We start from the raw sequence: 22,761 nt of genomic DNA, 5'->3' as shown, positions 1-22,761 counted from the left end.
CAGGAGAGACGGATGGCACGGCGGATCGCACCCGGGGACCTCACGTGGCTGCTCATGGACCGGCCCTACAACCTCATGCACGTCAACGGCCTCATCGGCTTCGACGAGCTGCCGGACTTCCAGACCTACACCGACCTCGTCATGGAGCGGATGGTGCGCAAGTACCGCCGCCTCTCCCAGATCCCGGTCGAGCGCGGCGGCGAGTGGTTCTGGGAGGACGACCTCGACTTCGCCATCGAGCGGCACGTGCGTCGGGTGACCCTGCCGGACGGCGGCCCCGAGGCCGTCCGCCAGTACGTCTCCGACGAGTTCTCCCGACCGTTCGACCGCACCCATCCGCTGTGGGAGATGCAGCTGCTCTCCGGCCCGGAGGAGCAGGGCCCGGGCGGATACGTCTACAGCCGATTCCACCACGGTCTCGGCGACGGCATCCGGCTCGTCCAGATGCTCATGGGCACGTGTGACCCGGTCGAGGGTGCGACGCCGCCGGTCGTCGGCCGCAACAAGGACGGCGAGCACCACCACCCTCTCGAGCGGGTCCTCCATGTCGTCGAACACACTGTGGCGGACACCATGGACTACGCCGAGAGCGCCGCCGGCGCGGTGCTGCGCGCCGGTCGCACGATCATGGCGACGACGAACCCCATGGGTCTGGCCCACCACGTCGGCGAGACCCTCGAGCTGGCCCGCCACCCGATCCGGCTCGTCGACGCCGTCACCGGAATCGCCTCGCTCGACAACGAGCTGAGCAACTCGTGGCGCGAGATCGCCAGGATGCTCTTCTCCGACGGCCACGAGGCCGAGGCGTGGAGCGGAACCCCGGGGATGGAGAAGTCCGTCGCCTGGATCGAGGGCTTCCCGCTCGACGGTCTGCGGGGGGCGGCCACCGCATACGGCTGCACGCTCAACGACATCCTCGTCGGGGCCGTCTCGCTCGCTCTGACCGACTACCTCGCCGAACACGGGGCGACCGACGTGAATGACCTGTCCTGGATGATGCCGGTCTCGCTCCAGCCGGTCGACGCCAAGCTGCCCGACAGTCTGGGGAACCACTTCGTCGTCGTCATGCTCTCGATGCCCCTCGGCATCCGCGACCCGCAGGCCCTGTTGGACGAGATCCACGAGCGGACCGCCCGGCTGAAGAACTCCGCCGAGCCGCTTGCGGCGTTCGGGTTCCAGCGCCTCATCGCCGAGTCGCCCTCCGCCGTGGCCCGACGGGTGACGGACTACTTCGCCAACAAGACCATCGGGCTGCTCAGCAACGTCCCCGGTCCGCGGGTCGGCCTCAGCATGGCCGGCGCCCCGGTCCGGTCGGTCCTCGGGTGGGTGCCGACCTCCGGCGACCAGCCGCTGGGCATCTGTCTGTTCAGCTACAACGGAACCGTCAACATCGGGGTCGCCTCCGATGCCCGGATGATCCCGGACTCGCTCCACCTGGCCGAGCTCGTCGAGGGCCACCTCACCGCGCTCGCCGCCCACACCGTCACCTCGTGAGGAAGCCCCCGATGTCACCGCGCAAGAAGAAGACCTCAGCGTCCGAGCCCAAGCTCGTCGTCAACGTCACCTTCCAGGGGGAGGAGTGGGACTACGACGAGGTCGTCTCGCTCGCCGGCCACGACTTCCGCCTGGTCCGGGTCGGGACGAGCGGTGACGCCGAGGCGGCGGAGAAGCACGTGTGGCGCTGGTCGCTCAGCGCCGATGCGATCGCCGTCAGCGGTATCCGCGAGGCGCGCGCCGCCGGCCACTTCACGGGCGACATCGACGTGTTCCGCAAGGTCAAGGGCACGACCACCCGGGTGCCCGTGCGCGACGACTCGCTCTTCGCCGACGTGTTCCAGGAGTGGGCGATCCGGCGCATCCAGGCACAGCTTCCGGGGTACTTCACCAACGCCCGGGTCGTCATCGTCGGCGGGACGACGCGGCAGCGGACGATCTCGGTCCTGCGCGAGTTCACCGACAACATCCTTTTCGACGAGGCGCGCGACGACATCGAGCTGCCCGGCACCTTCAAGACCAACCCGGTCACGGCGACCGCCTCCGAGCTCGGGGAGCTCGCCTGGCGGCTCACGCCCGGCATCGTCAAGCACCAGATCTCCGGACCGGCGGGCTGGGTGAGCGAGCGGATCGCGCACCACGCGGCGCACGACGCGGACGTCATCATCGGCTCCTTCTCCGAGCTGATGCGGTTCGGCCTGCCGAACCTCAAGGGCAAGGCCGTCATCACGAGCGCGGTCTCCGAGGACCGTCTCGCGACGCTGGCCGACCTCGGCGCCGACCTCGTCGTCGACGTGACCCCGCAGCCCTTCGACGTCGTCGTGGTGCCGGCGGTCTTCGAGGCGATGGTGGCCGCGACCCTCCCCAAGGGGCAGGAGGTCACCACCGCGGACCTCGCTGAGTTCATCCAGCGGGCCGAGCTCGAGCCGCGGCTGCTGTGGCCGAACGGACCGCGCCGCAAGAGTCGCTTCGCGTTCGTCATCCATCCCCTCTCGACCGAGTACTTCAAGCAGGTCGAGCCCTTGGGGCTGATCACGAACCTCCCCGGTATGGGACAGGTGGTCGAGAAGACCATGGCGTATGCGCCGCCCTTCGTCTACAGCCACGTCACCGGGGTCGTCTCCTCGACCGGGGACGAGGTCGAGGGCTGGCTCATCACGGTCGGCGGGACCCCGAAGGAGATGCTCGCCCATCCGCCCGAGTTCACGTACTCGCGCCTCCTCGGTGCGGCCGAGCTCTCCCGCCGGCTGGGTGCCCAGATCATGGGGCTCGGTGCCTTTACCAAGGTGGTCGGCGACGCGGGGGTGACGGTCGCCCGCCAAGCGCCGTTGCCGGTGACGACGGGCAACAGCTACAGCGCATCCGGTGCCCTGTGGGCCGCGCACGAGGCGGTCCGCCGGCTCGGCATCGCCGAGACCGACGCGAACGGCATCATCCACGGCAAGGCCATGGTCGTCGGCGCCTCCGGGGCGATCGGGTCGGTCTGCGCCCGCCTCCTCGCCCTCGCCTCGGACGAGGTCTGGCTCGTCTCCCCGGAGACCGCCAAGCTCCTCCAGCTCAAGGAGGACATCGAGCGCGAGAGCCCGCGGGCGACGATCCACGTCGCGACCGACCCCTCGGTGGCGCTGTCCGACATGGACGTCATCGTGACCGCCACCTCGGCCGCGGGGCACAAGGTCCTCGACATCATGAAGGTCAAGCCGGGATGCGTCATCACCGACGTCGCGCGGCCGCTGGATCTCTCGGCCGAGGACGTCGCCAGGCGCCCCGACGTCCTCGTCATCGAGTCCGGCGAGGTCGAGCTTCCCGGCGACGTGCGGATGCGCAACATCGGCCTGCCGGACGGAGTCGTGTATGCGTGTCTCGCCGAGACCATCGTGCTCGCCCTCGAGGGGCGGTACGAGAACTTCACGGTCGGCCGCAACATCGAGTGGGAGAAGGTCAAGGAGATCTACTCGCTCGGCCTCAAGCACGGCATGCGGTTGGCCACCATCTCGGGAGTCAACGGTCCGTACACCGAGGAGGACTTCGACCGGGTGCGGACGGCGGCGCTCGCCGCGCGGGCCGGCGTGGACGGTCGGCCCGTCGACAGCGCGACCGAGAACAATGCAACCGAAGAGCTCGAGCTGAAGGAGACGTCGTGAAATCCGTCAAGGGCAAGGCCGTCCTCATCACCGGTGGAGCCATGGGGATGGGACGGTTGTTCGCTGAGCGCGCCGTCGCCGAGGGTGCTTCCGCCGTCGTCATCTGGGACGTCGACGAGGACGCCCTCAACCGCACGCTCGACGACCTGGCGGACGGACCGGCACCGGTGACGGGCTATGTCGTCGACCTGGCCGACCCCGACGCGATCGCGGCCACCGCCACCGCGGTGCGTGAGGACGTCGGCACGATCGAGATCCTCTTGAACAACGCCGGCATCGTCCGGGGCAACGCCTACTTCTGGGAGACCGACCCGGTCCGGGACACCCGCGCCACGATCGACGTCAACACGCTCGCGCCGATGTATGTCGCCCACGAGTTCCTCCCCGATATGGTCAGCGCCCCCGGCCAGACGCGACTGCTCAACCTCGCCTCCGCCGCCGGCTTCACCCCGAACCCGAGGATGGCGGCGTACGCGGCCTCCAAGTGGGCCGTCATCGGCTGGTCCGACTCGGTTCGCCTCGAGCTGAAGCAGGCCGGCGTCGAGCACGTCAAGGTCACCACGGTGTGCCCGTACTACGTGCGCACCGGGATGTTCGAGGGCGCGAAGTCGGCGCCGCTGCTGCCGATCCTCGACCCCGCCGAGGTCGTCGAGGAGGCCTGGAGCGCGATGCTCGCGGGCAGTCCCTTCGTCGTGCTCCCGAAGACCGTGATGCTCTCGGAGATGCTCAAGGGAGTGATCCCGATCGGCGTGCGGGACTTCATCGCCGACCACATCATCGGCGTCTACCACACCATGGAGGACTTCACCGGTCGGGCTCCGACCCGCAGCTGACGTGCGAGCCGTCGTCGTCGACGAGGTCCGGTCCCAGCCGCTGGTCCGGAAGGTCGCCGACCCCGCGTCCCCACCCGACGGCGTCGTCGTGCGTGTCGTGGCGACCGGGATCTGCCACAGCGACTGGCACGCCTGGGCGGGCCACGACGACATCGCCTTCCCGCACGTGCCCGGTCACGAGCTGGCCGGGGTCGTCGCCGAGGTGGGGCCGGAGGTCCGTCGCTGGCGGGTCGGTGACACGGTGACCGTCCCGTTCGTCTGCGGGTGCGGCACGTGCGAGTGGTGCCTCTCGGGGAACGCTCAGGTCTGCCCGCACCAGGAGCAGCCGGGCTTCACCCACTGGGGTTCCTTCGCCGAGCTGGTCGCGCTGCACGCCGCGGACACCAACCTCGTCGCCGTTCCCGACGGTGTCGACCTCACGGCCGCGGCGGCCCTCGGCTGCCGCTTCGCCACCGCGTTCCGGGCGCTGATCGACCGGGCGCAGGTCCGGGAGGGCGAGTGGGTCACCGTCATCGGTGCCGGCGGCGTCGGGTTGAGCTCGGTGATGATCGCGCGCGCCCACGGCGCGCGGGTGATCGCGGTGGACCGCAGCGAGCGCGCACTCTCCGCGGCGTCGGCGCTCGGCGCCGATCACACCCTTCTCGCGGGAGACGCCACCGACGTGCCCGCGGCCGTGGCCGACCTCACGGAGGGCGGCAGCCACATCACCGTCGACGCCGTTGGCGCCGAGCGCACGTGCGCCGATGCCATCCTCAGCCTCCGTCGCCGCGGACGCCACGTCCAGATCGGCCTCCTGCCGCCGGTCGACGGCCATCCGCGGGTCCCCATGGACCGCGTCATCGGCTGGGAGCTCGACGTCCTCGGGAGTCACGGTATGGCGGCCGCCGACTACCCCCGGATGCTGGCGCTCATCGAGACCGGCCGCCTCGACCCGCAGCGGCTCGTCGAGCGCACGGTGGGGCTGGCGGACGCGGCCGCGCTCCTGCCGCGGTACGACCGGCTCGCCGGCTCCGGGATGACGATGGTCGACCCCACACGCTGAGGACGCTCAGTCGGGCATGGTCCGCCGTGACCCCACGGCTCCTGCGACCCGCGGGAAGGCGAGGGAGCCCTCGGCGACCCACCACTCCATCACGTCGAAGCTGAGCCGCCCCGCCTGTACCGACGGGTCGGCCTCGGACAGCCGGGCCGCCTCGTCGGGGCCGCACGCGAAGACCGACATGCCTCGGTACGTCGGGTCGCTCTGGTCCCCGAACGGGCCGTTGGCCACGAGCGCGCCCTGCCGCGTGAGCTCGGCGCGATAGGCGAGATGCTGCGTCTGCAGGTCCTCGAGCTCGTCGTCCGGCAGCTCCGGGGCGTCGTCCGGACGTCTGAGGACGACGACGGTGTAGACGTCGAAGGCCTCCGGCACGTTCGGGACGCGGGTCATCAACGAAGTATCGCCCCGACGGCCGGCCGATGGCACCCCGACGAGCCGTTCCGGTTGACACCCCATCCCGGCCGGAGGATCGTCGGAGGGCGGGAGGCGATGAGAATGGCCAGGACATCGAGGAAGGCCCCCGCAGGGACGGACGACCACCCACTGCGGTTCGAGGCGACGGTGCACGCCGGACCGAGAGCGCGAGCTCTCGCCAGAGTCGCGGATCTCGACCTGGACCGGGTCCCGGACCCGCGCGGCGACGTCCGGGTCCTCGTGAGCGCCGACGAGCTGGCGCGGCTTCTCGACGACGGGTACGAGGTGCACGTCCACGGCGCGCTGCGGCAGGCGCCGCTCGACCCCGGCCTCGTCCTCGACGACGACGAGGCGGTGCGGTGGCTCGAGGAGATGGTCGAGGGGATTCCGCGCGAGGAGGGGTCCTGATGTACCGCACCGTGGCTCAGCTCGACTCGCTGGGGAACCTCCTGGCCACCTGGTTCCCGTCCTACTTCACCCGGATCGCACTGCCGGAGCAGTCGGTCGAGGGGCGCACGGTCTACGCCCTGCGCCTGCGCGCGGGTGGGGGCGACGAACGGCGCGGCGTCCTGCTCGTGGGCGGCACCCACGCCCGCGAGCTGATGAACCCCGACGCGATCATCGAGCTCGCCGTCGACCTCTTCGTCAGCCACGCGAACGGCACGGACATCGTCTACGGCGGGAAGCGCTGGGCGGCATCCGACATCCGGCTGATCCTCGAGTCCCTCGACCTCTGGCTCGTGCCGTGCATGAACCCGGACGGCCGGAACCACTGCATGACCACCGACGCCATGTGGCGCAAGAACCGACGCGACAACCCGAGGACGACGTGCGACGGCGTCGACCTGAACCGCAACTTCGCTGTCCTCTGGGGCGTGACGCAGGGCCAGACGTCGTGCTCGCCGTGTAGTGACGTCTTTGCCGGCCCGTCGGCCTTCAGCGAGCCCGAGACGCGCAACATCAAGCACCTCCTCGACACCCGTCGCATCGACTGCTTCGCCGACGTGCACTCGTTCTCCGAGCTGATCCTCTGGCCGTGGGGGCACGCGCCGAGCCAGACGACCGACCCGTCGAAGCGCTTCACGACCCTCGCGGACGGGACCTGCGCGCCGATCCCCCAGGCCGGCTACCAGGAGTACATCGCGGCACGCGACCGGCAGCGGTTCGAGACGGTCGGACTCCGGATCCGTGACGCGATCGCGGCGGTGCGGGGCCGGGTCTACGTCAGCGAGCCGGGCATCGGGCTCTATGCCACGACCGGCACCCAGAGCGACTACGTCTACAGCCGGCACATCGCCGATCCCGCACTGCGCAAGACCTATGGCTTCACGTTCGAGACCGGACCGTCCACTGGGAGCGCCCAGGACTCGTTCCAGCCGGCCGACCCCACTCTGGTCAAACGGGACGCCAAGTCGGGCATGATCGCGCTGATGCAGCAGTGCGTCTGCGCCATCGAGCTCATCGGGGCGCGCTTCTTCGACACCGACGCAGAGGTCGACCAGCTGCGGGCGGTGCGTGACGAGCTCCTCGCCACGACCGAGGCCGGCCGTCGGTGGATCGCCCTCTTCGAGCGTGTGCAGGGGCCGGTGCTCACGACCCTGATGGGTGACGAGGAGTTGATGACGGACGCCGCCGGCCTGATCGGGCGTGCCGCCGAGCTCGGCGGGAACCAGCGTAAGAGGCTGACCGAGAAGGACATCGGCCGTGCAGTGCGTCTGGCGCGGACTCTGAGTGAACGGACCGAGGATGCCGAGGTCCGCCTGGACCTCGAAGAGGTCGAGGCCAAACTGGGCGGGCTGCGTGGCAAGTCCCTGTCCGGCGCCGTCGAGCAGATCATGCGCGAGAAGCCGAGGAAGATGTGGCACTGACCGGACCGATCCCACGCCCGGCAGGCGGCGGACTCACTCCCGTCGGAGCACGAAGAGGAAGGGGTCGCTGAGCCCGCGCAGGTCCATCGCCCCGAGCAGCGTGTCGTCGTCGACGGCGCGGAAGTGGTCGTTGATCGGGAGGGCGTCGTAGATCATCGTCCCGGTCGAGACGCCGCGGTACTCGACCATGCGCAGCCGCGCGGCCGGTCGCCTCGTCCGTCGGGCCCGCAACAGGGGACGAAGGGCTGCTCCGGCCCGCTCGCCGCGCACCCTCGGGCCGAGCCGGAGCAACGCACCGAGGGGGAGTCCGGCGGGGTTCACGGCGAACCGGCCTCGGTCGTCGGCGAAGACGAGCGGGTGGGCGTCGTCGGGGCCGTCGAAGCGCTTGCCGTGCCAGCCGTAGGTTTCGAGCAGGCCGTCGAGCGGGCTGCCGGTGGGGACGCCGGAGCCGCGCCACGACCCGAGCATCGTCTCGACCGACACCGGCGGCAGACCGTCGAAGAACGCCAGGCCGGCCGCGAGGCCGGCTCCCGCCTCGAGCTCCGCGAGTCGGTTGCTCATGCGATCACCTCGTAGTCGTCGGGGGAGAAGCGTGCCTGCCGACGGTAGTCGATGCCGAGCAGCGGCCAGTTCGTCGTCACCCTTCCGCTGGCGTCGCGGTACCAGGACGAGCACTGGGTCCACACGCTGCCCGAGAGGAGGGTCTGGATGCGCTCGTCGAAGTGGTCGGCGACCTCGCTGCGGACCGCCATCGCACCACCCACCTCGGTGAGGTGGTCGACGAAGTCGCGCACGTAGCGTGCCTGGGTCTCGAGGAAGTAGATGATCGACCCGCCGCCGGTGTTCGTGTTGGGGCCGTACATGATGAGCAGGTTGGGGAAGTCCGGCACGGTCAGCCCGAAGTATGCGCGGGCGCCGTCGGCCCAGCGGTCGGTGAGGGGGACTCCGCCGAGGCCGGTGACCGGAATCGTCGTGAGGAAGTCCGCGGCCGCGAACCCGGTGCCCCAGACGATCACGTCCGCGGGGTGCTCGCGTCCGTCGTCCGTCACGATCCCGCCTTCGACGATCCGTTCGATCCGCTCGGTCACGAGGTCGACGTTCGGCCGGCTCAGGGTGGGCAGGTAGTCGCTGGAGAAGAGGATCCGCTTGCACCCGATCGGGTAGTCCGGCCACACCTTCTCGAACAGACCCGGCCGGCCGCGCGACCCGCGGCGCATGTGTTCGTGGCTCACCGACCGGATCATCGACGAGAGCGCCGGGGCGTGCACCCACGCGACGCTGAGCGTCTCGACGAGCGAGTACCACGTGACGCGCTCGAGCAGCTGGGACGCGGGGACCGACCGGAAGACGCGCTGGCGCCGGTCGCCGAACTCGCAGTCCGGCCGCGGCAGCAGGTACGGCGCCGAGCGCTGGAAGACCGTGAGCTGCGCGACGTCCGGCGCGATTGCGGGCACCACCTGCACGGCGCTGGCCCCGGTGCCGACGACGGCCACCCGCTTGTCCGTCAGGTCCACCGAGTGGTCCCAGGCCGCCGTGTGGAACTGCGGGCCGGCGAAGGTCTCCCGCCCCGGAAGGTCCGGGACGACGGGATGGCTGAGCTGGCCGACGGCGAAGACGACGACGTCGACGACGAGCGGGTCGGCGTCCTTCAGACCCACCGTCCAGCGATGGGTCCCCTCGTCGTATGCGGCGCTCACCACCTCGGTCGACAGCCGTAGATGGCGGCGCAGGTCATGGCCGTCGACGACGTCGCGGATGTAGTCGAGGATCGCCGGTTGCTGGGAGAACCGACGGGGCCACGCCGGGTTGGGTGCGAACGAGTAGCAGTAGAACGGCGAGGGGACGTCGCATGCCGCACCGGGGTAGGTGTTGTCGCGCCACACCCCGCCGACGTCGTCGCCGCGCTCCAGGATGACGATGCCGTCGTGACCGGCGCGCTTGAGCTCGATGGCGGCCGCGAGGCCGCCGAAGCCGGCGCCGACGATCGCGATCGCGGGACGGTCGGTCACAGGTCGGTCGGCGCTCAGTCGGTCGGGAGCGGGTCAGGCCGACGATCCGGCGATGTTGACGTGCCAGAGGACGCCGTACCGGTCCGCGAGGAGACCGTAGTCGTCACCCCACATCTGCCGCTCCAGCGGCATGATGACGTGTCCGCCGTCGGCCAGGGCGTCCCAGTACCCACGCATCTGCTCGGCCTCGTCACCGGAGATGCTGACCTGGACGTTGGTGCCGCGGCTGAACTCCATACCCGGCACGGTGTCGCTGGCGAAGATGTGGAACCCGGCGGGGGTGTCGAGCGAGGCGTGCATGACCCCGTCCACGTCCATGCCGGACTCCCGGAACATCGTCGACTCGACGGTCCCGCCGAGCGCGCCGGCGTAGAAGTCCATCGCTTCCGCGCAGGTGCCGTCGAAGGTGATGTAGGGATTGAGCTGCTGTGCCATGGGATTCTCCTTCGGTCCTGGCCCGCACCCGCCAATGTAGGACCACCGGGACGGCACCGCAACGGTCCGGCCGATCCGGGTGCGGATCCGCGAACCGCCCTGCCGCGCGACCTTGTCGGTGAGAGAGTGGGGACATGGCCTACTCCATCGCAGTGACGTCCGACAGAGACTTCGACACCACGGTGGCCGCGACCCGTGAAGCACTGAGCGCGGAGGGTTTCGGCATCCTCACCGAGATCGACCTCGCCGAGACGCTCAAGCAGAAGATCGGCGCCGACCTCGACCCCTACCTCATCCTCGGCGCCTGCCGGCCCCCGCTCGCCCAGCAGGCGGTCGCGGCCGACCCCTCCGTCGGGACCCTGCTGCCGTGCAACGTCGTCGTCCGGGTCGACGGCGACCATGTCGTCGTCGAGGCCCTCGATCCCAAGATCATGGCGCAGCTCAGCGACGGGGACGCTCTGGCCGAGGTGACGGCCGACGCTGCCGAACGGCTGACGCGCGCACTGCGTACCCTCAAGGCATGACACGCGCAACCTGGAACGGCACCACCATCGCCGAGAGCGACGACACCGTCATCGTCGAGGGCAACCACTACTTCCCGGCCGACAGTGTCGACCGCAGCCTGCTCCGCGAGAGCGACACCCACACGGTCTGTCCGTGGAAGGGCACGGCGTCGTACTACACCCTCGTCGTCGACGGCGCCGAGAACGTCGACGCGGCCTGGTACTACCCCGAGCCCAAGGACGCCGCCCGCCAGATCGCCGGACGGGTGGCGTTCTGGAGGGGTGTCACGGTCGAGTGACGCACGACTCGACGGGCATCGTCCGACTCGTCGGGGTCTACGACGCCGACGGTGGACTGCGCGGTGAGCTCGCCTACGTCGTCGGCCACCTGCTGGGCCGCGTCGAGTGCGCCCTGTGCGACATCACCCACTCTCCCGTGCGGAGGAAGCGCTCCTGGGACGCCCTCGTCGCGAGCCTGCCGGTCCCGATGGTGACGGTCCACCGCAACGAGCTGCCGCCCGAGATCGTGGGCGTCGTCTCCGCGGATCGGCTGCCCGCTGTGTATGCGGTGCGCACCGACGGATCGGCCGTCGAGTTCGTCGGCCGCGAGGAGCTGCGAGGACTCGACGCGTCGGTCGAGGCGTTCGATGCCCTCGTCCGCGAGCGGCTCACCGCCGCCGTCCAGTAGCGAGGTCTAGCCCGCCGCCGCGCGTCCCGCGGCCCCGCCCACGCCGTCGACGATGGCGCGCACCGCGCCCGCGGCCCGGCCGGCGAGCGACCCGCCGTCCCCGCCGTTGGCCCACGACGGGTCCTGCGGCAGCGGACCCATCGGGTCGGCTGCGGCAGGGTCGGCCGAGATCTCGTCGCTCGGCTCGACCAGCGACCGCCGGAGGGACTCGTCGAGGCCGACCAGCGCATACCCCTCCGGGAGCAGTTCGGCGAGGAAGTCATCTTCGGCGCAGACCATGTCGTGGTGCAGGCTCTCGACGAGCGCCTCGACGGTGGGGGCCGGCACGTCCGTGATGACGCCCACGAGCGAGCCGACCAGGTCGGTCGGGACGAGCGGCACCTCGACCTGCGGCCGCTCGAGTCCGGCGACCTTCGCGTAGCGGTCGAGCAGCTCGGCGTAGTGCAGCGGCTCGGGGCCGCCGATGTCGTAGCTGCGGGTCTCCACCTCGGCGGTCAGCGCACCGACGAGCGCCTCTACGGCGTCGACGACGGCGATGGGCTGGACCCGGGAGTCCATCCACGACGGGACGGTCTGCACCGGCATCCGCTCGCTGACCTGGCGCACGATCTCGAACGAGGTCGAGCCGCTGCCGACGAGAACCGCGGCACGGAGCGTGAGCGCGGTCGCGGACGAGCGACTGAGGATCTGCTCGACCTCGTGCCGCGACGTGATGTGGTCGGACAGCGACACGGGGTCCCCCGGCGGGACGATGCCGGACAGGTAGACGACGCGCGAGACGCCGTGTTCGTCGACGGCTCCCGCCATCCGCTCGGCGGCCTGCCGGTCCTTATCGACGAAGTCCTCGCCGCCCATCCCGTGGATGAGGTAGTAGACGGCGTCCATGCCTTCGACGGCGGATGACACCTGCGCATCGTCGCCGATGTCCATCTCGACGGTCTCGACGGAGTCCGACCACCAGGGGCCCTCGCGTGAGGCGTCCGTGGTCGTCGTACGCATCTCGTGCCCCTCCTCGAGGAGTCTGGGGACGAGACGGCTGCCGACGTATCCGGTCGCACCGGTGACGAGAATCTTCATGACCTGCGACTATGTCCGCTGTCCAAGGCCCGGGTCGAACCGCTCAGGAGTCCACTGCGAGCAGCCGGCCGAGGGCGATGTGGGCGAGAGGGGTGTAGGCGATCACGACGGGGAGGGGGCCGTCGATGACGAGTCCGGCCCGAGTGCCGCGGCCGGCCTCGGCGAGTGTGTGCCGCAGATGCATGGTCACCTTTGGGGGATGCACCGTCCACGCCCAGTCGTGGGCCGCCTCGTCGACGTCGGTGATCTCGAACCGGACGGGGAACCCCGCGATCGCGTGGACCGTCCCGGTCATGCCCGGCGCGAGCCGCTGCGAACCCTCCCACTCGACGTCGCGGATCTGCGGGGCCCAGGACGCCCACAGCCCCGGGTCGGCGTAGCGCTCCCAGGCCAGCCCGAGGGGCGCGGGACCGTCGACGGTCAGTGCGTGCCGCATACCTCCATCGTCCCCGAGCGTGCGGTCAGCCGCGCGGACCGGAGCCCGGACGCAGGGCGTCCCCGCGCACCCGGCTGTGCAGCTCCTCGAGGGTGCGTTCCTGCGCGCGCGCCTGGTCGGCGAGGTCCCGGTAGCGCTGCGGGTCCAGGCCGAGCTCGGGCGCATAGACGACGAGGGTCTCCCACAGACCCTGCTTGCCGTTGACAGCCGCTCGGAGCAGCTCGAGCTCGAGGAGCGGAGTCATGGGCGAGCCGGTGAGGACCCGGCCGTTGGCCTTGAGGCGTCCGGCGAGCTCACCGACGCGCGCGAGCAGCTGCTTGGGCAGCGGCTGGCTCAGACCGAGCCGGTCGATGAGGTCCTTGAGGTGCTCCTGCTCCGCGTCGAGCTGGGCGGCCGTTCTCGCGAGGTCCGGGCCGATGTCGCTGCTGGCGTACCACTGCGCCATCTTCAGGGCGCGGGCGCGCACGCCTGTGGCGCCCGTCAGATGGTCGGAGAGGTACGTCTGCAGGAGAGTCCGGTCGATCGTCTCGGGAATGGTCATGGGTCCCGAGGATATGCACTCACAGTCCCCAGTGCTCGAGGACCGCGGCGCAGAAGTCGTCGTTCGTGCCGGTCGAGCCGAGGATCACCTCGCGGCTGACGATCTCGTCCGCCTCGAGGTCGACCAGCCACCGCTCGCGCAGCTGACCGTCGTTCTTCGCGAGGATCCGGCCGTTCTCGTCCAGGGTGCGCTCGGGCCCGGTGAACAGGACGATGAGGGTCGCCGTCCCGTCGCCGTTGTCGGTGACGGAGATGTCCTTCTCGAGCAGATGGGGCGAGAGGACCGTGACCGTGCTGCCCTCGTACGTGAAGGTCTGGACGATGCGGGTGTGTCCCTGGAAGTAGGGGATACCGCCGCGCAAGCGCACCGAGCCGGTCCCGGTCTGGTCGTACGTGAACGTCGGCTGCGTCGCCAACCCCGCCTCGCAGAAGTCCCCCGTGGTGCCCGAGTCGGCGAAGTCGAGGGAGAACCGCTCGGGCGGTGCGGCGGTCGCGGGCGCGGCCGCCGCGCACAGGAGTCCGGCGGCGAGGATGGGAGCGGCGAGGCGGGACGTGCGGGTCATGACGACTCCTCTGGTCGGTGGTGGTCCTCTCACGATAGGGATGGCGGTATCGGTGCGGTATCCGTGCTGACACGGATCTTCGAGGGCCCTGGCAGGATCGGTCCATGATCGTCGCCCGCTCCATCTCCCTCTTCGTCCTCGCGGCATTCGCCGAGATCGGCGGCGCCTGGCTGGTCTGGCAGGGCGTCCGCGAGAACCGGGGGCTGGTCTGGGCCGGCGCGGGAGTCGTCGCGCTCGGGCTCTACGGCTTCGTCGCGACGTTGCAGCCGGACGCGAACTTCGGCCGCATCCTCGCCGCCTACGGCGGGGTGTTCGTCGCCGGGTCGCTCCCCTGGGGAGTCGTGGTGGACGGGTTCGAGCCGGACCGCTGGGATATCGCCGGTGCGCTCATCTGCCTGGTCGGCGTCGCGGTGATCATGTATGCGCCGCGCACCTGATCCGAACATCTCACCGGTCGAGGCGGTCGTCGCCGCGACCCCCGTCCCCGGCCGGCCCGCCAAGGTCGGGGTCGACGGCGTCGACGGCAGCGGGAAGACGACGTTCGCGGGCGAGCTGGCCACCGCATACCGACGGAGCGGACGCGAGGTCCACGTGGTCCACCTCGACGACTTCCTCAATCCGCGGGCGGTCCGCCACCGGGTCGGCCGGTCCTCGCCGGAGGGGTTCGTGCGCGACAGCTACGATCTCGCAGCGGTTCGTGCGGCCGTCCTCGCACCGTTGGGGACCGGGCGTGAGCATGTGATCGTGCCGCGGGTCTTCGACCACGTCGCCGACCGGCCGGTGCGGGCCGAGCCGGTCACGGTGGGGCGGGACGCGGTGGTCGTCGTCGAGGGGCTGTTCCTCCACCGGCCCGAGCTGCGGGAGAGCTGGGACGTGTCGGTGTTCCTCGATGTGCCGTTCGAGGTGAGCGCCGCCCGGCTCGCCGCGCGGGACGGGAGCCCGGGCGATCCGGAGCATCCGGCGATGCGGCGCTACGTCGAGGGGCAGCGGATCTACCTGCGCGAATGCCGCCCGCAGGAGCGAGCGACCTTCGTGCTGACCGAGCGGGAGAACGGGACGGGATGGGGTAGAACGAAGGGGTAGACATCGACCCGAAGGAGGACCGGTGAACGACCATCGGAGCGAGACGAACATCCACGGGACGCAGGAGTCGGAGGGGCCGGACATGCGCGCCTATCTGCGCTTTCTCGGCATGATTCTCAGTGCCGGCGCCGTGATGTACGTCGTGATGTACCTCAACACCTACGAGGTCGACCACGTGTACTGGAGCTGGACCCGATTCTTCATGACGATGATGTCGACCGCGACGATGGCCGTCATCATGCTCGCCTTCATGCGCGGGATGTACCGCAGCCGAGCCGCCAACGCCGCCATCGTCGGTGGTGCCGTCGTCGTGTTCGCCCTCGGGCTCTGGCTGGTCCGCTCCCAGGCGACGATCGGCGACTCCGCCTGGATGCGGGCGATGATCCCGCACCACTCGATCGCGATCCTGACCAGCGAGCGCGCGAACCTCGAGGACCCGCGCGCCCAGCAGCTGGCCGACGAGATCATCGAGGCGCAGGAGCGCGAGATCGCGGAGATGAAGGCGATCCTGGCCGACCTGAACTCCGGGTGAGACGACCGGAGATCGTCGCTTGACAGGTAGCACACGCGGGTAGCGTCGAATCATGAACGTCCTGGCACCCGCGCGTTCCGCGCTCGAGCGGGTGCGTGATGCTCCGACGATCCTCGACGCCGTCGACGCCTTCGACGGGGTCGCCGCCGAGGCGTGCCGGCTGGGCGGTGCGATGAGCACGGAGCTCGGCGCCGCGATCGACGACGGCGACCCGCTCGTGGCGCTCGCCGCCGTGCACGCCGCCCCGTTCGCCGGGGAGACGGTGGCCGAGGCCGTTCTCGTCCCGCTCCTCAGCGACGAACGGGCTCATCTCCGGGAGCACGCCGCCTGGGCGCTCGCGTCCAGCGCGCCGGTCCGGTCGGCCGTGGCTCCGCTGCGCGCCATGGTCGACGAGGGTGGCTTCGCGGGCACACTGGCCGAGGCGACGCTCGAGCGATGGTTCGACGAGCCGGAGCGCCCCGGCCCCGCCCCTCTCGAGCCCGAACTGCTCGCAGGATCGTCGAGTGGCGGGCTGACGGTCGCCCAGCTCTATCTGCACGGTGAGATCGACGGGTCGCTGAGCAACGCCGGACGGGGGGACACCGGCGGCATCGCCACCTTGTTGGTGCGCCTCGGCGATGCGCTGCTCAAGGAGCCCGGCGTGGACCGCGTCCTCACCCTCTCTCGCGAGTCCCAGGCTGACGACTCGCCGCAGACCGGCTCCGACGAGGCCGTCCTCGGAGACACCGCCTCGGGGCACGGTCATCACTACCTCGGCATCCGCGTCCCGCGCCCCGCGCCGCCGGCCAGCCGCAGCTGGACGTTGCGCGGAGCAGCGCTCGAAGGGCTGCGGCGCCAGCTCGGCGCTGCCGGACGGGTCGACGTCCTGCATCTGCGGATGGCCGACGTGGGCTCGTGGGCCGGTGCCCAGGTCGCCCGGGAGCTGGGGATCCCCGTCGTGCTCACCCTCGCCCCTGACCCGCACGCGCTCCTCGCCGCCCGCGAGGCGGCCGGCACGCTCACGCGGGAGACTTTCGTCGAGGCCGACCTCGCCGAGCACCTCGTCTTCCGCATCCGCCTCCTGCGCGACCTGCGCGAGCAGGCGGCGGCACTGGTCACCTTCCCCCGCCCGCAGCTGGAGCGCGACCTGCGCCGACTGCTCCACCTCGACCCCGACGAGGACGTCCACGTCGTGCCCGAGGGCATCGACGTCGAGGCCCTCGACGAAGCCGACCGGCAGGTGGCCGCAGCGCTCGAGGGCGGGCAACCGTCGCATACCGTCGAGAAGGCCCTCGCCGACCTCGACGCGCTCCTGGGGACCCTCCCACCGCACCGCCGCGGGCTGCCGCTCGTGCTCAGCGTCGGACGTCTGCACCCCGTCAAGGGGATGGCCACCCTCGCGCGGGCCTGGGTCGAGAGCCCGGAGCTGTCGAGCCGCTGCAACCTCGTCATCGTCGGCGGCGATCTGAGGCGACCGACCAGCGACGAGGCCGCCCAGCTGGACCTGCTCGACGAGATCGTCCCGTGCGACACCGGACCTGACTGCGGCCTGCTCCTCGCGGGCCATCGCACGAATCCGACCGTGGCGGCCTGGCTGTCGGCCGTGCGTCGGGGCCGCCCCGGCCTGAGCGCACAGAATGGGGTGTATGCGTGCGCCAGTCTCAAAGAGGAGTTCGGCATCGCGCTGTGCGAGGCCCTCGGGTCGGGTCTCGTCGTCGTCGCACCGCACGAGGGTGGGCCGCCGACATACATCGAGGACGGCGTCACCGGAGTGCTCGTCGACACCTCGGACACGGCAGCGCTCGGTGCGGCCGTCTCGGCTGCGCTCGAGCTGGCGGCGGCGCCGGACACCGAGGAACGGGCCGACCATGCGCGGCAGGTCGTGCTCGACCGCTTCAGCATCACGACGATGGCTCAGGCGCTGGCGCCGGTGTACGCGAACGTCGCTCACGAGCGGGTTCCGCGTGAGAAGGTCGCCGGGTGACCCTGCTCGTCATCTCGCCCGACTACGCCTCGCACCTGTTCCCATTGGCCACGCTGGCTACCGCGTGGCGTGACGCGGGGGAGCGGGTCGTCGTCGCGACCGGGCCGGCCACCGACGGACTCGTGCGCGGATTCGGCCTGGAGCGGGTCGACCTGCGACTGGGGCGCGGCTCCAACCCCGGGGTCATCCGAGCCGAGGAGCAGCCCGAGGGTGAGGACGATGCGCTGCGGGGCTTCTTCGCGGCGACGCGGGATGGAGCGGTCGCGACGTTGACGTTCCAGGCGCGGGCGCGGCGCTCCGATCTGTTGTGGGACCCGATCACCGTCGCGCGCCGGGTGCAGGAGATCGTCGACGAGGTGCGCCCCGACCAGGTCATCGTCGACCACCTGGCCTTCAGTGCCCGACTGGCGCTGCGCGCGGCCCACGTGCGCCACGCCGACGTCGTGCTCGGGCATCCGTCGGCGCTCGTCGTGGGCGACGAGGTCTATGGTCTGCCTCCTGCGTGGCCGACGCGGCTGCAGCCGCCGGAGGTGGACCTCGCGCGACTGCGGACGGTGTGCGAGGGGGTGCGTGACCGCTTCACGGCGGAGTGGAACACCGCCCTGGCCGCGTTGGACGGCAGGGCCGAGCCCAGCCGCGACGCATTCGCCGAAACCGGGGACGTGCTGCTCCTCAACTACCCCGACGAGCTGCACGAACCCGAGCGCACCGCACTCCTGGGCGAGCACGCGTTCCTCGGGTCGGCCGTGCGGGAGGAGCCGGTCGACGCCGAGGTCGAGGCCTGGCTGGTGGAGTCCCATGCGCCGGTGGTCTATGTGAGCCTGGGCAGCTTCCTGTCGGTTCGGTCGGATGTCCTGCGACGGGTGGCCGAGGCGCTTCGGGGTCTCAGGGTGGGAGGAGTGGTTGGAGGGACGCCGGTGCGGGTCGCGCTGGCGAGCGGGTCCACGTCACCGGCGGACCTGGGCCCCATCCCGTCGGAGTGGCTCGTGCGCGCTGTCCTGCCGCAGGTGACGCTGCTGCGGCATGCGTCGCTCGGCGTCACCCACGGCGGAAACAACAGCGTCACGGAGGCGCTCACGGCCGGGGTGCCGTTGCTCGTACTGCCGCTGTCGACGGACCAGTTCGCCGGTGCGGCGGCGCTCGAGCGCACCGGTCTCGGTGAGGCGCTGGACCCGAATGCCGCCTCCCCGGAGGAGCTGCGTGCGGCGGCGGGTCGGCTCCTGGCTCTGCCGGACGAAGTGGCGGCTCGGCTCGACGACCTCGGTCGGCGGCTGCGGGAGCAGCCGGGTCCCCAGCGCGCTCGGGCGGCAGTGACCTGACGCGTCGGGGAGGGTCCGTATCCCTCGTCTCGCCTGTCGCGCATCGACCGCGAGCCCTCCCTGCTGCGTGCGCCCTTCCTGCGCCGCGAGGGATGGTTCGGCGGTGGCTATCCGCGGTGGTGGCCACCGCTGCGCCGTCCGTGGCGCGCCGAGCCGGGGCAGCTCGGTTGTCCACATCCGGGTGGGGTGTCGGGCGTGTCACGGTCGGGTGCCGGCCGTGGTGAATCCCTTTTGTGGATAACCCGATTCACTCGGGAAGCACTGTCAGTGGCGCCCTCTAGCGTTGTCGACATGAACCCCACCACCAGCAAAGAGCGCACCACCGAGATCACCGAGACCACCGCGCCCCTGCTTGCGGCCGCCGCGTTGACCACGGCCGACATCGCCGCGTTCATCGGGCGGCTCGGTGCCGAGTCGCCGGCTCACGACGACCCGGCGCGGGTGGAGCGGATCGGGGTGCTGGAGGCGTTGAAGGCGGCTGCGGCGGCGGCGCAGGCGCATGACTTGGTCGCCTTCGCCGACTCCCAGGTCGCCGACCAGGCCGCCCGCGGTGTCACGGCCCGTGACCGGGGTTCCGGGATCGGCGCCCAGGTCGGCCTCGCCTGCCGCCAGTCCCCGTACCGGGGTGGGCGGATGCTGGCCACCGCCAGAGCCCTGCTCGCCGACCTGCCGATGACGCTCGCGGCGCTGGCCCGGGGGCAGACCAGCGAGCACCGGGCGGGCATCATCGCCAAGGAGACCGCGATCCTCGACCCCGACCTGCGCCGCGACGTCGACGCCGCCCTCGCCGAGCGGCTGCCCGAGCTCGGCGACCGCCGGGTGGAGGCCGAGACCAAGGAGTGGGTGTACCGCCTCGACCCGCACGCCGTGGTCAAGAAGGCGGCGAGGGCGCGCGCGGACCGGCGGGTCACCTGCCGTCCCGCGCCGGAGACGATGACGTACCTGACCGGGCTGCTCCCCGTCGCCGACGGGGTCGCCGTCTATGCGGCGTTGGACGCCGCGGCCAAGGCCGCCGCAGCGTCCGGCGACGGCCGCTCCCGCGGACAGGTCATGGCCGACACCCTCGTCGAGCGGGTCACCGGCGTGAGCAGCGCCGAGCATCCGGTCGAGCTGCAGCTGATCATCACCGACACCGCCCTGCTCGGCGGCGGCGACGAGCCGGCGCAGGTGCCCGGGTACGGCCCGATCCCCGCCGAGACCGCCCGACGTTGGATCCTCTCCCTCCTCGAGGCCGACGACCACGACGACCCCGACGACCACGGCAGCCGCGATGACCGCGGCGGGACGTCGGACCCCGACGATCCGGCGGTGCGGCGGGCGCGGTTCGAGCAGGGTCGGGTGTGGTTGCGCCGGCTGTACACCTCTGCGGACGGGCGGCACCTGGTGGCGCTGGACTCCAAACGCCGCTCGTTCCCGCGGCTGCTGCGAAGGCTCATCGAGTACCGCGACCGGATCTGCGCGACCCCGTACTGCGGGGCGCCGATCAGGCACGTCGACCACACCATCCCGCACCGGTCCGGTGGCCCGACGAGCTACGTCAACGGCCGCGGGGTGTGCGCGGCGTGCAACCACGCCAAAGAAGCACCCGGCTGGGCCGCCACCGTCACCGACACCACCCACACCGAGGACACCGGTACCGAACCGAAGGAGCGGGCCGTCACCCTGACCACCCCCACCGGACACACCTACACCAGCCACCCACCACCCGCGCGACCGAGAGCGGGGGCACCCTCGACGGCAGGATCGGACGGGGCCACGGACGGAGCGGCTAGTGCAGTGCCCGCCTGAGCGCGTCGATCCGCCCAGCCCAGATGCGCTGCGACAGCGCGGCATCGGGCGCGAAGGTCTCACTCGCGTGGTAGCTGCCGGGATGGATGTGCAGCTCGCACGGCACGCCCGCCTGCATGAGTCGCTGCGCAAAGGCGATGTCCTCGTCGCGGAACATGTCGACCGTGCCGACGTCGATGAACGCGGGTGGCAGGCCGCTGAGGTCCTCGGCGCGGGCGGGCGCCGCGTACTGGTCGGCCTCCTTGCCGCCGAGGTACCACTCCCACGCCTCGAGGTTTCCGGACCGGTCCCAGATCCCGATGTCCGTGATCTCGTGCGTCGACGGCAAGGTGTTCGTGTCGTCGATCATCGGATAGATCGGCATCATGAACGACAGCTGTGGCCCACCGCGGTCCCGGGCGAGCAGAACGGTGCCGAGCGCCAGCCCACCACCGGCACTTCCGCCGTAAATCGCCATCCGGCCGGCGTCGATCCCGAGCTCGTCCGCGTGCTCGACCGTCCACACGAGTCCGGCGTAACAGTCCTCGACCGGAGCGGGGTGCGGGTTCTCCGGCGCGAGGCGGTAGTCGACGGAGACGACGACCGCGCCGACCTCGTGGCAGATCCGCATCGCGCTGCCTTCCTCGCCCTCGACGGTGCCGAGGATCATGCCGCCGCCGTGGATGTAGTACACGCCGGGGAGTGCATCGCCGGCACCCTCGGGACGGTAGATCCGCACCCTGACCTCCGGCGCCCCTTCCGGCCCGGGCACCATGCGGTCCTCAATGCCGACGCCCGGGTTCTCCGGCGCCGGCATCATCGCGAGCATCTGGTCGACCGTGGCCCTTCGCGCGACGATGTCCGGGATGGCGTTGAAGCCTCCGGGCAGCGCCTCGAGCAGCTGGTCGAGCGGCTCCCGACAGGGCGGGTCGATCAGGTCGCGGCGGGAGACGGTGGACGAGGTGTCACTCGACGACATGGGGACTCCATTCACTCGGCGTCGTTGCACGGGTGGTGCCAGCCAAGCAGATGTCCGCTCCCCGCGACAGGCTTGGCGTCAGTCCACGTCCCGCTGCATCGAGGCGAAGGTGCGGACGGTCCGGAACCCGAGCCGCTCATAGAGCCGGGTCGCGCCGGTCGGGCTGGCCGAGTCCACGTCCAGCCGCGCGGTGTCGAACTCACCCGTCGCCATGCCGAGCCGGAGTGTGCGCGCGAGACAGGCTGCGGCCAGTCCGCGCCCGCGGGCCTCCGGTCGGGTCCCGACGATTGTGACGTAGAGCTCGTGGGGCACGAAGTGGCTGGCGAACACATACGCGAGGACCCGGCCGTCATCGTCGACGACCAGGCTCGAGAGCTCCGGACGTCCGCTCGAGGACTTCCAGTAGTGCGCCCACTGCTCCGCCGTGATGTCCGTCGCTCCCCAGTGGTCGGCGAACGCCGCGTTGTGCGCGAGCCGCGCCTCCTCCTCGAGGTCGTCGGTCTCGCTGACGATGGTGAAGCCGTCGACAGCGATGTCCGGCAGCGGATCCCCCGGCAGCGGTCGGGTGAGGTCGTTGAAGTACCGGACGATCGCATACCCGCGGTGGGTCAGCATGCGGCGCACGTGCGCCCCCTCGACACCGCCGGACGCCCGCAGGTATGCGGGGGTCCCGGGGTGCCGCTCCCTCGCCATGGCGACGGCACGCTCCTCCATGCGGCCGATCAGCTCGCGCCCGATCCCGCGGCCCCGCCAGTCCTGGTGCACCCCGCCCATGCCGACGTGGCAGCGGACCCGGCCCTCGTGGTCCGGAGTCATGCTGACCGACACGACTCCGTAGGCGACGAGCCGGTCGCCGTCCCAGACGGTCCAGCTGTCGGTCTCCGGGCTGAAGCCGGGCTCGCCGAGCTCCTCGGTGAGGACCTCGGGGGTGAAGGTCTCGCCGGTGTCGTCGACCTCGGCGAGATGGTTCATCAGCTCGTGCCAGGCTCCGACATCGTCGGTCGTGAGGTGGCTCCAACGCAGTGCGGTGTCGACGGTCATCCGTCCATGGTGGCCCTCGACGGTTGCGCCGGGC

The 22,761-nt window shown here is 71.0% G+C and carries 25 protein-coding genes; 15 read left to right on the top strand and 10 right to left on the bottom strand.

Annotated features, from left to right (window positions below; translation table 11 throughout):
• Positions 1–12: 12 nt before the first annotated feature.
• From GA707_RS05375 to GA707_RS05360, 4 genes are read left to right on the top strand one after another with little or no spacing between them, the layout of a single operon-like run.
• Positions 13–1,494 carry a WS/DGAT domain-containing protein gene (locus GA707_RS05375; protein WP_152177379.1) on the top strand — a complete coding sequence of 494 codons (1,482 nt, stop codon included), beginning with the start codon at positions 13–15 and terminating at the stop codon, positions 1,492–1,494.
• A complete protein-coding gene (locus GA707_RS05370; RefSeq protein ID WP_193315183.1) occupies positions 1,491–3,638 on the top strand; it encodes a dehydrogenase in 2,148 nt (715 codons plus the stop codon). Before GA707_RS05375 ends, GA707_RS05370 begins: the two co-directional genes overlap by 4 nt.
• A complete protein-coding gene (locus GA707_RS05365) occupies positions 3,635–4,471 on the top strand; it encodes an SDR family NAD(P)-dependent oxidoreductase (RefSeq protein ID WP_152177378.1) in 837 nt (278 codons plus the stop codon). Before GA707_RS05370 ends, GA707_RS05365 begins: the two co-directional genes overlap by 4 nt.
• Before the next feature lies 1 nt (position 4,472).
• Positions 4,473–5,513: a zinc-dependent alcohol dehydrogenase family protein gene (locus tag GA707_RS05360; RefSeq protein WP_152177377.1), complete on the top strand. Its 1,041-nt coding sequence runs from the start codon at positions 4,473–4,475 to the stop codon at positions 5,511–5,513.
• 6 nt (positions 5,514–5,519) lie between these two features.
• Here GA707_RS05360 and GA707_RS05355 read toward each other — a convergent pair whose 3' ends face one another.
• Complete coding sequence (locus GA707_RS05355; RefSeq protein WP_193315182.1) at positions 5,520–5,900, bottom strand: YciI family protein; 381 nt, start codon at positions 5,898–5,900, stop codon at positions 5,520–5,522.
• Positions 5,901–6,005: 105 nt separating this feature from the next.
• Here GA707_RS05355 and GA707_RS05350 point away from each other — a divergent pair, with 105 nt between their 5' ends.
• Complete coding sequence (locus tag GA707_RS05350) at positions 6,006–6,332, top strand: hypothetical protein (protein WP_152177375.1); 327 nt, start codon at positions 6,006–6,008, stop codon at positions 6,330–6,332.
• Positions 6,332–7,792 carry a M14 family zinc carboxypeptidase gene (locus tag GA707_RS05345; RefSeq protein WP_152177374.1) on the top strand — a complete coding sequence of 487 codons (1,461 nt, stop codon included), beginning with the start codon at positions 6,332–6,334 and terminating at the stop codon, positions 7,790–7,792. The genes GA707_RS05350 and GA707_RS05345 overlap by 1 nt, the downstream gene beginning before the upstream one ends.
• A gap of 33 nt (positions 7,793–7,825) precedes the next feature.
• Here the strand turns inward: GA707_RS05345 and GA707_RS05340 are convergent, their stop codons facing one another.
• From GA707_RS05340 to GA707_RS05330, 3 genes are read right to left on the bottom strand one after another with little or no spacing between them, the layout of a single operon-like run.
• Positions 7,826–8,353 carry a DUF4334 domain-containing protein gene (locus GA707_RS05340; RefSeq protein ID WP_152177373.1) on the bottom strand — a complete coding sequence of 176 codons (528 nt, stop codon included), beginning with the start codon at positions 8,351–8,353 and terminating at the stop codon, positions 7,826–7,828.
• Positions 8,350–9,801: an NAD(P)/FAD-dependent oxidoreductase gene (locus GA707_RS05335; protein WP_226963549.1), complete on the bottom strand. Its 1,452-nt coding sequence runs from the start codon at positions 9,799–9,801 to the stop codon at positions 8,350–8,352. Before GA707_RS05335 ends, GA707_RS05340 begins: the two co-directional genes overlap by 4 nt.
• A 33-nt stretch (positions 9,802–9,834) precedes the next feature.
• Positions 9,835–10,236 carry a VOC family protein gene (locus GA707_RS05330; RefSeq protein ID WP_152177372.1) on the bottom strand — a complete coding sequence of 134 codons (402 nt, stop codon included), beginning with the start codon at positions 10,234–10,236 and terminating at the stop codon, positions 9,835–9,837.
• 134 nt (positions 10,237–10,370) lie between these two features.
• Here GA707_RS05330 and GA707_RS05325 point away from each other — a divergent pair, with 134 nt between their 5' ends.
• The 3 genes from GA707_RS05325 to GA707_RS05315 are packed head-to-tail and all read left to right on the top strand — an operon-like array spanning position 10,371 to position 11,427.
• On the top strand, positions 10,371–10,760 hold the full coding sequence (locus GA707_RS05325; protein ID WP_152177371.1) for a DUF302 domain-containing protein: 390 nt from the start codon (positions 10,371–10,373) through the stop codon (positions 10,758–10,760).
• Positions 10,757–11,038 (top strand): DUF427 domain-containing protein, encoded by a 282-nt coding sequence (locus GA707_RS05320; RefSeq protein ID WP_152177370.1) that lies wholly within the window; start codon positions 10,757–10,759, stop codon positions 11,036–11,038. Before GA707_RS05325 ends, GA707_RS05320 begins: the two co-directional genes overlap by 4 nt.
• On the top strand, positions 11,035–11,427 hold the full coding sequence (locus GA707_RS05315) for a hypothetical protein (RefSeq protein ID WP_152177369.1): 393 nt from the start codon (positions 11,035–11,037) through the stop codon (positions 11,425–11,427). The genes GA707_RS05320 and GA707_RS05315 overlap by 4 nt, the downstream gene beginning before the upstream one ends.
• 6 nt (positions 11,428–11,433) lie before the next feature.
• On the opposite strand, the gene GA707_RS05310 is transcribed toward GA707_RS05315, so the two are convergent.
• Genes GA707_RS05310 through GA707_RS05300 form a run of 4 tightly spaced genes read right to left on the bottom strand, consistent with a single transcriptional unit; the run spans position 11,434 to position 14,043 of the window.
• The gene (locus tag GA707_RS05310; RefSeq protein WP_152177368.1) at positions 11,434–12,504 is read right to left on the bottom strand and encodes an NAD(P)H-binding protein; all 1,071 of its coding nucleotides are present in this window, start codon (positions 12,502–12,504) and stop codon (positions 11,434–11,436) included.
• Between the two features lie 43 nt (positions 12,505–12,547).
• Positions 12,548–12,940, bottom strand: coding sequence for an SRPBCC family protein (locus GA707_RS05305; protein WP_193315181.1), 393 nt, complete (start codon positions 12,938–12,940; stop codon positions 12,548–12,550).
• A gap of 25 nt (positions 12,941–12,965) precedes the next feature.
• Positions 12,966–13,481: a hypothetical protein gene (locus GA707_RS20735; protein WP_193315180.1), complete on the bottom strand. Its 516-nt coding sequence runs from the start codon at positions 13,479–13,481 to the stop codon at positions 12,966–12,968.
• A 19-nt stretch (positions 13,482–13,500) separates the two neighbouring features.
• Positions 13,501–14,043, bottom strand: coding sequence for a hypothetical protein (locus GA707_RS05300; protein WP_152177366.1), 543 nt, complete (start codon positions 14,041–14,043; stop codon positions 13,501–13,503).
• A gap of 104 nt (positions 14,044–14,147) precedes the next feature.
• Between GA707_RS05300 and GA707_RS05295 the strand changes: the two genes are divergently transcribed.
• The 6 genes from GA707_RS05295 to GA707_RS21130 all read left to right on the top strand — a co-directional run bounded on the left by GA707_RS05295 (position 14,148) and on the right by GA707_RS21130 (position 20,728).
• The gene (locus tag GA707_RS05295) at positions 14,148–14,480 is read left to right on the top strand and encodes a YnfA family protein (RefSeq protein ID WP_152177365.1); all 333 of its coding nucleotides are present in this window, start codon (positions 14,148–14,150) and stop codon (positions 14,478–14,480) included.
• The gene (locus GA707_RS05290) at positions 14,464–15,126 is read left to right on the top strand and encodes an ATP/GTP-binding protein (RefSeq protein WP_152177364.1); all 663 of its coding nucleotides are present in this window, start codon (positions 14,464–14,466) and stop codon (positions 15,124–15,126) included. The genes GA707_RS05295 and GA707_RS05290 overlap by 17 nt, the downstream gene beginning before the upstream one ends.
• A 22-nt stretch (positions 15,127–15,148) precedes the next feature.
• Entirely contained in the window at positions 15,149–15,658 is a 510-nt protein-coding gene (locus GA707_RS05285) for a DUF305 domain-containing protein (protein ID WP_226963548.1), read from the top strand.
• 52 nt (positions 15,659–15,710) lie between these two features.
• The gene (locus GA707_RS05280) at positions 15,711–17,621 is read left to right on the top strand and encodes a glycosyltransferase (protein WP_152177363.1); all 1,911 of its coding nucleotides are present in this window, start codon (positions 15,711–15,713) and stop codon (positions 17,619–17,621) included.
• Positions 17,618–18,940 carry a glycosyltransferase gene (locus GA707_RS05275; RefSeq protein ID WP_152177362.1) on the top strand — a complete coding sequence of 441 codons (1,323 nt, stop codon included), beginning with the start codon at positions 17,618–17,620 and terminating at the stop codon, positions 18,938–18,940. Before GA707_RS05280 ends, GA707_RS05275 begins: the two co-directional genes overlap by 4 nt.
• A 291-nt stretch (positions 18,941–19,231) precedes the next feature.
• Complete coding sequence (locus GA707_RS21130; protein WP_226963547.1) at positions 19,232–20,728, top strand: HNH endonuclease signature motif containing protein; 1,497 nt, start codon at positions 19,232–19,234, stop codon at positions 20,726–20,728.
• Here the strand turns inward: GA707_RS21130 and GA707_RS05265 are convergent.
• Positions 20,709–21,686 (bottom strand): alpha/beta hydrolase, encoded by a 978-nt coding sequence (locus tag GA707_RS05265; RefSeq protein WP_152177361.1) that lies wholly within the window; start codon positions 21,684–21,686, stop codon positions 20,709–20,711. The genes GA707_RS21130 and GA707_RS05265 overlap by 20 nt on opposite strands.
• Before the next feature lie 78 nt (positions 21,687–21,764).
• Positions 21,765–22,727 (bottom strand): GNAT family N-acetyltransferase, encoded by a 963-nt coding sequence (locus tag GA707_RS05260; RefSeq protein WP_152177360.1) that lies wholly within the window; start codon positions 22,725–22,727, stop codon positions 21,765–21,767.
• Positions 22,728–22,761 lie beyond the last annotated feature (34 nt).

Source organism: Nostocoides sp. F2B08 (genome assembly GCF_009184895.1).
Classification (GTDB): Bacteria; Actinomycetota; Actinomycetes; order Actinomycetales; family Dermatophilaceae; genus F2B08.
Note: the sequence above shows the minus strand (reverse complement) of the source record. Positions and strands in the feature narration are given on the sequence as shown.

Excerpts from the sequence above, each read along its gene's own strand:
- GA707_RS05375 (WP_152177379.1), top strand. The coding sequence starts at position 13 with ATGGCACGGCGGATCGCACCCGGGGACCTCACGTGGCTGCTCATGGAC.
- GA707_RS05355 (WP_193315182.1), bottom strand. The coding sequence starts at position 5,900 with ATGACCCGCGTCCCGAACGTGCCGGAGGCCTTCGACGTCTACACCGTC.
- GA707_RS05350 (WP_152177375.1), top strand. The coding sequence starts at position 6,006 with ATGGCCAGGACATCGAGGAAGGCCCCCGCAGGGACGGACGACCACCCA.
- GA707_RS05345 (WP_152177374.1), top strand. The coding sequence starts at position 6,332 with ATGTACCGCACCGTGGCTCAGCTCGACTCGCTGGGGAACCTCCTGGCC.
- GA707_RS05340 (WP_152177373.1), bottom strand. The coding sequence starts at position 8,353 with ATGAGCAACCGACTCGCGGAGCTCGAGGCGGGAGCCGGCCTCGCGGCC.
- GA707_RS05330 (WP_152177372.1), bottom strand. The coding sequence starts at position 10,236 with ATGGCACAGCAGCTCAATCCCTACATCACCTTCGACGGCACCTGCGCG.
- GA707_RS05325 (WP_152177371.1), top strand. The coding sequence starts at position 10,371 with ATGGCCTACTCCATCGCAGTGACGTCCGACAGAGACTTCGACACCACG.
- GA707_RS05320 (WP_152177370.1), top strand. The coding sequence starts at position 10,757 with ATGACACGCGCAACCTGGAACGGCACCACCATCGCCGAGAGCGACGAC.
- GA707_RS05310 (WP_152177368.1), bottom strand. The coding sequence starts at position 12,504 with ATGAAGATTCTCGTCACCGGTGCGACCGGATACGTCGGCAGCCGTCTC.
- GA707_RS05305 (WP_193315181.1), bottom strand. The coding sequence starts at position 12,940 with ATGCGGCACGCACTGACCGTCGACGGTCCCGCGCCCCTCGGGCTGGCC.
- GA707_RS20735 (WP_193315180.1), bottom strand. The coding sequence starts at position 13,481 with ATGACCATTCCCGAGACGATCGACCGGACTCTCCTGCAGACGTACCTC.
- GA707_RS05300 (WP_152177366.1), bottom strand. The coding sequence starts at position 14,043 with ATGACCCGCACGTCCCGCCTCGCCGCTCCCATCCTCGCCGCCGGACTC.
- GA707_RS05295 (WP_152177365.1), top strand. The coding sequence starts at position 14,148 with ATGATCGTCGCCCGCTCCATCTCCCTCTTCGTCCTCGCGGCATTCGCC.
- GA707_RS05290 (WP_152177364.1), top strand. The coding sequence starts at position 14,464 with ATGCGCCGCGCACCTGATCCGAACATCTCACCGGTCGAGGCGGTCGTC.
- GA707_RS05280 (WP_152177363.1), top strand. The coding sequence starts at position 15,711 with ATGAACGTCCTGGCACCCGCGCGTTCCGCGCTCGAGCGGGTGCGTGAT.
- GA707_RS21130 (WP_226963547.1), top strand. The coding sequence starts at position 19,232 with ATGAACCCCACCACCAGCAAAGAGCGCACCACCGAGATCACCGAGACC.
- GA707_RS05265 (WP_152177361.1), bottom strand. The coding sequence starts at position 21,686 with ATGTCGTCGAGTGACACCTCGTCCACCGTCTCCCGCCGCGACCTGATC.
- GA707_RS05260 (WP_152177360.1), bottom strand. The coding sequence starts at position 22,727 with ATGACCGTCGACACCGCACTGCGTTGGAGCCACCTCACGACCGACGAT.